Source organism: Paraburkholderia sp. Tr-20389 (assembly GCF_017104565.1).
In the GTDB taxonomy this organism is placed as follows: Bacteria; Pseudomonadota; Gammaproteobacteria; order Burkholderiales; family Burkholderiaceae; genus Paraburkholderia.
Genome location: NZ_JAAGPD010000009.1, coordinates 258,307 through 267,639, shown reverse-complemented (window position 1 = coordinate 267,639; position 9,333 = coordinate 258,307). Strand labels below are relative to the sequence as shown.

The 9,333-nt window shown below is 64.6% G+C and carries 6 protein-coding genes; 4 read left to right on the top strand and 2 right to left on the bottom strand.

Annotation, left to right across the window (positions count from 1 at the left end):
- A partial coding sequence (gene hemC, locus G3N95_RS13855) for a hydroxymethylbilane synthase (RefSeq protein ID WP_205970573.1) occupies positions 1 to 707 on the bottom strand: 707 nt, incomplete at its 3' end.
- Positions 708 to 1,074: 367 nt separating this feature from the next.
- On the opposite strand from hemC, the gene ppc reads away from it, so the two are divergent.
- Positions 1,075 to 4,161 carry a phosphoenolpyruvate carboxylase gene (gene ppc / locus G3N95_RS13850; RefSeq protein ID WP_205970572.1) on the top strand — a complete coding sequence of 1,029 codons (3,087 nt, stop codon included), beginning with the start codon at positions 1,075 to 1,077 and terminating at the stop codon, positions 4,159 to 4,161.
- A gap of 784 nt (positions 4,162 to 4,945) precedes the next feature.
- On the opposite strand, the gene G3N95_RS13845 is transcribed toward ppc, so the two are convergent.
- Positions 4,946 to 5,698, bottom strand: a complete 753-nt coding sequence (locus tag G3N95_RS13845) for a class I SAM-dependent methyltransferase (RefSeq protein ID WP_205970570.1) — start codon at positions 5,696 to 5,698, stop codon at positions 4,946 to 4,948.
- Positions 5,699 to 5,868: 170 nt separating this feature from the next.
- Between G3N95_RS13845 and G3N95_RS13840 the strand changes: the two genes are divergently transcribed.
- From G3N95_RS13840 to G3N95_RS13830, 3 genes are all read left to right on the top strand, one after another.
- Positions 5,869 to 6,681, top strand: a complete 813-nt coding sequence (locus G3N95_RS13840; protein WP_205970568.1) for a helix-turn-helix transcriptional regulator — start codon at positions 5,869 to 5,871, stop codon at positions 6,679 to 6,681.
- Between the two features lie 126 nt (positions 6,682 to 6,807).
- The gene (gene argH / locus G3N95_RS13835; RefSeq protein WP_205970567.1) at positions 6,808 to 8,214 is read left to right on the top strand and encodes an argininosuccinate lyase; all 1,407 of its coding nucleotides are present in this window, start codon (positions 6,808 to 6,810) and stop codon (positions 8,212 to 8,214) included.
- Between the two features lie 163 nt (positions 8,215 to 8,377).
- Positions 8,378 to 9,298 (top strand): bestrophin family ion channel, encoded by a 921-nt coding sequence (locus G3N95_RS13830; RefSeq protein WP_205970566.1) that lies wholly within the window; start codon positions 8,378 to 8,380, stop codon positions 9,296 to 9,298.
- Positions 9,299 to 9,333 lie beyond the last annotated feature (35 nt).

Genomic DNA, 9,333 nt, shown 5'->3' with positions numbered 1-9,333 from the left:
ACGGCGGCCGCCGTGTGTTCGTGATGCAGCGGCGCGAGCCACGCTGCGAGGTCGGCGCGGCCGGCGCGAATCTCGATGCCGAGCGCGCCCTGGCCCGCCGCCGGAAGGCTGTCCGCGGGATCGAGCAGCGAACGGATACGGTCGCCGAGGCCCAGACGCTTGAGGCCCGCCGCGGCGAGAATGATGGCAGCGTAGTCGCCGCGATCGAGCTTGCCGAGCCGCGTGTCGAGATTGCCGCGCAACGGTTTCACAACGAGTTCGGGATAACGCGCGCGCAGCATCGCTTCGCGGCGCAGGCTCGACGTGCCGACCACGCTGCCGGGCGGCAGCGCGGCCAGCGAGTCGTACTGGTTCGAAACAAACGCATCGCGCGGATCTTCGCGCTCCATGATGGTCGACAGCGCGAAGCCCTCGGGCAGTTCCATCGGCACGTCTTTCAATGAATGGACGGCGAGATCGGCGCGGCCGTCAGCGAGCGCATTCTCCAGTTCCTTCACGAACAACCCTTTGCCGCCGACCTTCGACAGCGTGCGATCGAGAATCTGATCGCCGCGCGTCGTCATTCCGAGGATTTTTACGTCACAAGATGGATATAATTTGTGCAGCGCACACCGCACGTGCTCGGCCTGCCACATTGCAAGCCGGCTCTCACGCGACGCGATCACAAGCGTGGCGGGCGGCGTGGGCGCAAGCGTCTCGGAATTCATTGTTTGAGTCATTGAACGACGGGATGTGATAACAAACAATGTTAGCACGCGCTTCGGCAACCTCTCGCTGGCCGCACGGCCATGCCGAAGCAGTTCGACAGAGGAGACAGGCCCGCCGCTTCCATGTGGGCGGAGCCCGTCCAGAAGCCGCATCGATCGTGACTTGCGTGGCCGCCAGAAGCCCCAGCACGGTCGTTCGCGCGTCGATGCGCCGCATGCGCGATGATTTGATGCGGCACAACACGCGCAACCGGCCCTTCCTCCGCCGCGCGCGCCGCATCGTAGACAGGCTTTGAGCGCAGTTCTCCGCAGTAACCGCAGTTGCAGTTCACCATTCTTTAGACCCTGGCTTTCCTGAGGAAACATCGTGACGTCTTCCGGATCGGCGCGCCCTGCCCGCCGCACTACTGCCTCGCCCGATGCCGCCCCCGCATCGGCTGCTTCCACCGCCAAGGCCACCAAGGCCGCGAAGGCCCTGAAAGCAACGCAAGCCCTCGACTCCGGCAAAACCGGCAAATCCACGAAGACCAAGGCTATAAAAGCCAAGGCACCCGTCAACGGCGCCTCGAAACGGATCAAGGCGGACGCGGGCGGTAAAGCGTCGAAAGCCAAAGCAGCGGCCGTCGTGAAGGACGACGGCCGCACGCGCGAGGACAAGGATCAGCCGCTCTTCGAAGACATCCGCTATCTGGGGCGGCTGCTCGGCGACGTGGTGCGCGAGCAGGAAGGCGACGAAGTGTTCGACGTCGTCGAAACGATTCGTCAGACGGCTGTGCGCTTTCGTCGCGAGGACGACAGCGTCGCGGCACAGGCGCTCGACAAAAAACTGCGCGCGCTCTCGCCCGAACAGACGGTGAGCGTCGTGCGCGCGTTCAGCTACTTCTCGCATCTGGCGAACATCGCGGAAGACCGCCATCGCAACCGCCGGCACCGGATTCACGATCTGGCCGGCTCGCTGTCGCAACCGGGCACGATTGCGCACGCGCTCGACCGTCTGGTCGAAGCGAACGCGGCTGCCACGCCCGTGCTGCAGCAGTTCTTCAACGACGCGCTGATCGTCCCCGTGCTGACGGCGCACCCGACGGAAGTGCAGCGCAAGAGCATTCTCGACGCGCAGCACGACATCGCGCGCCTGCTCGCCGAACGCGACCAGCCATTGACGGCGCGCGAGCATCTGCAGAACGACTCGCTGCTGCGCGCACGCGTGACGTCGCTATGGCAGACGCGCATGCTGCGCGATTCGCGCCTGACCGTCGCCGACGAAATCGAGAATGCGCTGTCGTACTACCGCGCCACGTTCCTCGAAGAAATTCCGCAGCTTTACGCCGATATCGAAGAAGCGCTCGTCGAGCACGGCCTCGATGCGCGCCTGCCGCCCTTCTTCCAGATGGGCAGCTGGATCGGCGGCGACCGCGACGGCAATCCGAACGTAACGGGCGAGACACTCGAAAACGCGATCACGCGTCAGGCCGCGGTGATCTTCGAACATTATCTGGAGCAGGTGCACAAGCTCGGCGCCGAACTGTCGGTGTCGAATCTGCTGGCGGGCGCGAGCGACGAGTTGAAGGCGCTCGCCGAAGCGTCGCCCGATCACTCGCCGCACCGCACCGACGAGCCGTATCGTCGCGCGCTGATCGGCATGTACACGCGCCTTGCCGCGAGCGCGCGCGTGCGTCTCGGCGAAGGCGTGGTGCCCGTGCGCAGCGCCGGTCCCGGCATTCCGCCGATCCGCGCCGTGCCCTACGGAGATTCGTCGGAGTTCGTGCGCGACCTGCACGTGCTGATCGATTCGCTCGCCGAGCATCATGGCGCGTCGCTCGCGACGCCGCGTCTGTCGCCCCTGACGCGCGCGGCCGAAGTGTTCGGCTTCCATCTCGCGAGCATCGATCTGCGCCAGAGCTCCGACATTCATGAAGCCGTGATCGCGGAGCTGCTGAAGCGCGCGGGCGTCGAAAGCGATTACGCGGCGCTCTCCGAAGCGGAGAAGCTGCGCGTGCTGATGGCGGAACTCGCGCAGCCGCGCCTGTTGCGCTCGCCGTACGTCGCCTATTCGAACCTTGTGAAGAGCGAGCTGGGCGTGCTCGAACAGGCGCGCGTGACGCGCGAGAAGTTCGGTGCGCGCGCGGTCCGCAACTACATCATTTCGCACACGGAGACGGTCAGCGATCTCGTTGAAGTGATGCTGCTGCAAAAGGAAGCGGGCCTGCTGCAAGGCTCGCTCGGCAGCACGGCCGATCCGGCGCGCGCTGGCCTGATGGTGATCCCGCTCTTCGAGACGATTCCCGATTTGCGCAACGCGTCGCACATCATGCGCGATCTGCTCGCGCTGCCGGGCATCGATGCCATCATCGAGAATCAGGGCAACGAGCAGGAAGTGATGCTCGGCTATTCGGACAGCAACAAGGACGGCGGCTTCCTGACGTCGAACTGGGAGCTGTATCGGTCGGAACTGGCGCTCGTCTCGCTCTTCAACGAGCGGGGCATCACGATGCGCCTGTTCCACGGGCGTGGCGGCACGGTCGGACGCGGCGGCGGCCCGACCTATCAGGCGATCCTGTCGCAGCCTCCCGGCACCGTCGACGGTCAGATCCGTCTGACCGAGCAAGGCGAAGTGATTGCGAGCAAGTTCGGCAATCCGAACATCGGCCGGCGCAATCTGGAGACGGTGGTCGCCGCGACGCTCGAAGCGTCGCTGCTGCCGCACGGCAGCGCGCCCAAATCGCAGCTTCCGGAGTTCGAAGAAACGATGCAGGTGTTGTCCGACGCGGCGATGGCGTCGTACCGTGCGCTCGTCTACGAGACGCCTGGCTTCACCGACTACTTCTTCTCGTCGACGCCGATTGCGGAGATTGCCGAGCTGAACATCGGCAGCCGTCCCGCTTCGCGCAAGCTGCAGGATCCGAAGCAACGCAAGATCGAGGATTTGCGCGCGATTCCTTGGGGCTTCTCATGGGGACAATGCCGTCTGCTGCTGACGGGCTGGTATGGCTTCGGCAGCGCGGTCGCCGGCTGGCTCGATGCGGCGGATACGAATACCGAGCGTGAACGCCGTTTGAACCAGTTGCGCAAGATGCACAAGGTGTGGCCGTTCTTCTCGAATCTGCTGTCGAACATGGACATGGTGCTGGCGAAGACCGACCTCGCGGTGGCGTCGCGCTATGCCGCGCTCGTGACTGACAAGAAGCTGCGCAAGCACGTGTTCGAACGGATCGTGGCCGAGTGGGAGCGCACGTCGAATGTGCTGTCCGAGATTACCGGGCAGAAAGAACGTCTTTCCGATAATCCGTTGCTGGCGCGGTCGATCAAGAATCGCTTTCCTTATCTCGATCCATTGAATCACCTGCAGGTGGAGTTGTTGAAGCGCCATCGCGGTGGGGATACGAATGTGCGCGTGCGGCGCGGGATTCATTTGACGATCAATGGGATTGCGGCTGGGTTAAGGAATACCGGTTGATTTTTTGCCCTGCGGGCGGCTTGCTGTTGTTTTGGGCTTGCCGCCCGTTTTGTTTTTGCACTCTCGCCTGGCATCCCGCGTTTTGCTTTTGCACGCTCGGTGGCATCCGCGTTTTGCTTCGGGTTTGCTGGCGTTGCCCCTGTGCGGGGCGGCACTTACTTTCTTTGCCGCCGCAAAGAAAGTAAGCAAAGAAAGCGGGCTCACACCGCCAGCCCGTGTCCCTGCCTGCGGGCCCCCAACGGGTCCCGCACTCCACACGGCATCGCGCTATTTCATGCGCGTTGCCAGCGTGCGAACTGCACGCCTCACCCACTTCCCACTCCGGCGTCACGCTCCGCGTTACCGGAAAGTCTACCGCCGCCCAGGTGGCAAACTGTGTGTCGGTCGTCGCACCGCATGCGTTCGCGATCCTACGACACCGATCCCGCTTTTCAGTCCGGAGTGGTGCACTTCGATCGCGACGGCCTACACACAGTTTGCCACCTGGGCGGCCGCGAACGCCTGGTAACGCGGCCCGTGGCGCGGGGGTGCGAAGTGGGTGAGGCGTGAGTGAGCACGCTGGCAACGCGCATGAAATAGCGCGATGCCGCGTGGAGCGTAAGAACTGTTGGGGGCCCGCAGGCAAGAACAAGCACTGGCGGTGTGAGCCCGCTTTCTTTGCTTACTTTCTTTGCGGCGGCAAAGAAAGTAAGTGCCGCCCCGCACAGGGGCAACACTAGCAAACCAGAAGCAAACCGCGGATGCCAGCAAAGAAAAAAACGGCGCTGCCGCAGGCAAAAACCGATCACGAAGCCTCGATCATCAAAGCATCGAGCTTGAAAGACCCATCCGGCAAGACATCGAAATACTCCCGAACCTCATCCGGGGCAAAAGCCCATAAAGACCGGATAGCAGCAACACGAGCCTCGGGTGTCTTCATCCGCGCCACCCACGAGGCGAACTCGATCTCCAGTCTCCAGCGCTCGCGCACAACAGCCTCAAAGCCTGCGGCAGCAAAAAATGAAATCCACTCATCCCCGCGATAATCGCGAATATGCGAGCCATCGCGCAGAACCTCGACCGCCTGCAAATGCGTATCGAGCAACGGATGATCGCTCCCGGCAATGTCGATGAACAGCACGCGCCCACCCGGCTTCAACACGCGCCGCACTTCGGCGAGCGCGAGCGGCACGTCGTGCCAGTGATGCGCACTCATCCGGCTGATCACCCAGTCGAACGACGCATCCGCGAACGGCAATTTCTCGGCCGCGCCCTGCTGCGTACGGATATTCGAAAAGCCGCGCTCCACGGCGGCGCCGGCAACCGTCTCGAGCATCTGCTGCGCAATGTCATATGCGACGACCGACCCCGCATGCGGCGCCACGGCAAAACTGGCGTGCCCCGCGCCGCAACCCATGTCGAGCACCGCCGCGCCCGGCGTCGCGGCCACCGACGCCGCCAGCGTCTGCAAATCCGCCCCCGTTGCGTGTACCTGGCTCGTCAAGTACGCGGCCGCCGTCGAGCCGAATGCATCGGCTACCTGATCGTGATGCTTCATCGTGTGCTCCCGCCCTTTCTGGGTCGTTTGTGAGGTGAGGTCGAATTCCCGAAGCGGCCCGCCTGTTCGCACGCGCCGTTCCTGTCGCTACAATAGAGCCCGCTCTGTACCGGTACAAGTCAAGCAATTATTCTGGTATCACGATTACCCGCCAACCGTCGTCCCGCATCATGACCACGCTGCCTCCCGAAGATTCCACCCCGCCGCTCGACGCGTCGCCCGCCCGTGCGCTCGGCGAATTCATCCGTGCACATCGCGAGCGTCTGTCGCCGCAAGCCGTCGGGCTGCCGCCCGGCCCGCGCCGCCGCACACCTGGTCTGCGCCGCGAGGAAGTCGCGCAGCTGTGCGGCGTGAGCCCGACCTGGTACACGTGGATCGAACAGGGGCGCCCCGTGTCCGCTTCCGCCGAGGCCCTCGCGCGCATCGCCGTCGCGCTGCAGCTCTCGCGCGCCGAACGTGCGTATCTGTTCGAGCTGGCCGCGCAGCGCGATCCCGCCGAGCCCGACCCCGCCGCCACCGATGCCCCCGCGATGCTGCTCAAGACCGTCCAGCTCGTGAACGCGCCTGCATACGTGCTCGACCGGCAGTTCACCGCGCTCGCGTGGAACCCGCCGGCGTCGGACCTGTTCGTCGGCTGGCTCGACGGCGACCACGACCGCAATCTGCTGCGCTACACGTTCCTGTCGCCGGAAGCGCGCCGTCTGATCGTCGACTGGGAAATCCGCGCGCGGCGCCTCGCCGCCGAATATCGCGCGGATTCGATCCGCCATCAGAACGACGCGCCCACACGCTCGCTGATCGACTCGCTCTCCGCCGCCAGCGACGAATTCGCGCGCTTCTGGGCGTCGCAGGACGTCAACGAGCGCGAAGGCGGCCAGCGCCAGTTCGACCACCCGCGCGACGGCCACGTCGTCTATCACCAGATCACCTTCAAGCCCGCGCACCGCGAAGACCTGAAGCTCGTCGTGCTCGTGCGCGAATGATCGCGCGCGTCGACGGAAAGCCACCCGCGCCGCGGGTGTTAAAATCGTTGTCTCCTTCAAGGCGGCGCAGCACCAGGCACCCGTGCCGCGCCGTCCGCGTCTTCACCTCGCACACTGCCCATCACCATGACGTCCCAACTGCATAAAAAAGGCGAAGCCTGGTCGGCTCGCTTCTCCGAGCCGATGTCGGAACTCGTCAAGCGCTACACGTCGTCGGTTTTCTTCGACAAGCGTCTCGCGTTCGTCGACATCGAAGGCTCGCTCGCGCACGCGTCGATGCTGGCCGCGCAAAAGATCATCAGCGCCGACGACCTCGCCGCGATCCAGCGCGGCATGGCGCAGATCAAGGGTGAAATCGAGCGCGGCGAGTTCGAGTGGCAGCTCGATCTCGAAGACGTGCACCTGAACATCGAAGCGCGCCTCACCGCCCTGATCGGCGACGCGGGCAAGCGCCTGCACACGGGCCGCTCGCGCAACGACCAGGTCGCGACGGACATCCGCCTGTGGCTGCGCGGCGAGATCGACCGCATCGGCGATTTGCTGAAGGATCTGCGCGGCGCGCTGCTCGACCTCGCGGAAAAGAACGCGGACACGATCATGCCGGGCTTCACGCACCTGCAGGTCGCGCAGCCCGTGACGTTCGGCCATCACCTGCTCGCCTACGTCGAAATGTTCTCGCGCGACGCCGAACGCATGCTCGACACCCGCAAGCGCGTGAACCGCCTGCCCCTCGGCGCAGCGGCGCTCGCGGGCACCAGCTACCCGATCGACCGTCACGCCGTCGCGAAGACGCTCGGCTTCGACGGCATCTGCGCGAACTCGCTCGACGCCGTGTCCGACCGCGACTTCGCGATCGAATTCACCGCCGCTTCGGCACTCGTGATGACGCACGTGTCGCGCTTCTCGGAAGAACTCGTGCTGTGGATGAGCCCGCGCGTCGGCTTCATCGATATCGCCGATCGCTTCTGCACCGGCTCGTCGATCATGCCGCAGAAGAAGAACCCCGACGTGCCCGAACTCGCGCGCGGCAAGACGGGCCGTGTGAACGGCCACCTGATGGCGCTGCTCACGCTGATGAAAGGCCAGCCGCTCGCGTACAACAAGGACAATCAGGAAGACAAGGAACCGCTGTTCGATACCGTCGACACCGTCGCCGATACGCTGCGCATCTTCGCTGAAATGGTCGCGGGCATCACGGTCAAGCCGCAAGCGATGCGCGCGGCTGCGCTGCAAGGCTTCTCGACCGCAACTGATCTCGCCGACTACCTCGTCAAGCGCGGCCTGCCGTTCCGCGACGCGCACGAAGCCGTCGCGCATGCGGTGAAGGTTTGCGACGATCGCGGCTGCGATCTCGCCGATCTGACGCTCGACGAAATGAAGGCCGAACTGCCGAACGTCGCCACGCTGCTGGGCGACGACGTGTTCGGCTATCTGACGCTCGAAGGATCGGTTGCGAGCCGGAATCATCCGGGCGGCACCGCGCCGGATCAGGTGCGCGCTGCCATCGCTGCTGCACGGGCTGCGCTCGGCTAAAGCGTTTTCCTGCCCAGGCTGAAAGGCGGACTCTTTTGCGAGGGTCCGCCTTTTTTGTCTGCGCCGCGAACGCGCAGCGACGATCGGCCGCCCTGCCCTCCACCGTTTGTCGCAGCACGTCGGCTACTATCGAGGCAACCATCCGTTTTGACCATTCACGCTCATGATCATCCGCCCACAACTCCACTGGTTCCGCATGCTGCTCGCCTGGCGCGGCTCCGTGCTGCCCGAGCTGCTGCCGCGCCTCTGCCTCATTCTGCTGATCTCGCTGGTCGCACTCGGCGTGCACGATCACATCCTCAAGATTACGGTCAACGTCAGCACCACGCCGTTCTCGCTGATCGGCATTGCGCTCGCGATCTTTCTCGGCTTTCGCAACAGCGCGAGCTACGACCGCTACTGGGAAGCACGCAAACTGTGGGGACGGCTGCTCAACGAAACGCGCTCGCTCACGCGTCAGGTGCTGACGATGCCGATGGGCCACATCGCCGCCGCCGATACGCAAGCTTTCGTGTACGCACTGGGCGCGTTCGCGCATGCGCTGCGGCATCAGTTGCGCGGCACGGATCCGTCGCATGATCTGTCGACACGGCTCGACCCGGCGCTCTTCGAGCGTGTGATGGCGTCGCGCTATCGGCCCGCAACCATCATGCTGTGGCTCGGCGAATGGGTGCAGCGCCATGCACGCGACGGCAAGCTCGATGCATGGACCGTGCAGGCCATCGACCGCAATCTGAACGGGATGTCGGATGTGGTGGGCGGTTGCGAGCGGATCCTGTCGACGCCGCTGCCGTTCGCGTATTCGGTGATGATCCACCGCACCGTGTACTTCTTCTGCGCGGCGCTGCCGTTCGGGCTGGTGGAAAGTGTCGGCGCGTTTGCGCCGCTGTTCTCGGTGTTCGTCGCCTACACGTTCATGGCGCTCGACGCGATCGCGTCACAGATCGAAGAGCCGTTCGGCACCGACGACAACGATCTCGCGCTCGATGCGCTGTCCGCGTTCATCGAAGATGCGGCGCGCGATCTGCTCGCGCAGCCGCAACTGAAAAAGGTAGAACTGAAAGACGGCTATCTGCTCACCTGATGCGAGCACGACGCGCGCGCCGCCGGCCGACCCGG

What these genes read in the sequence shown, in the direction of transcription:
- argH (WP_205970567.1), top strand. Translation starts at nt 6,808, where the DNA reads ATGACGTCCCAACTGCATAAAAAAGGCGAAGCCTGGTCGGCTCGCTTC.
- G3N95_RS13845 (WP_205970570.1), bottom strand. Translation starts at nt 5,698, where the DNA reads ATGAAGCATCACGATCAGGTAGCCGATGCATTCGGCTCGACGGCGGCC.
- G3N95_RS13840 (WP_205970568.1), top strand. Translation starts at nt 5,869, where the DNA reads ATGACCACGCTGCCTCCCGAAGATTCCACCCCGCCGCTCGACGCGTCG.
- G3N95_RS13830 (WP_205970566.1), top strand. Translation starts at nt 8,378, where the DNA reads ATGATCATCCGCCCACAACTCCACTGGTTCCGCATGCTGCTCGCCTGG.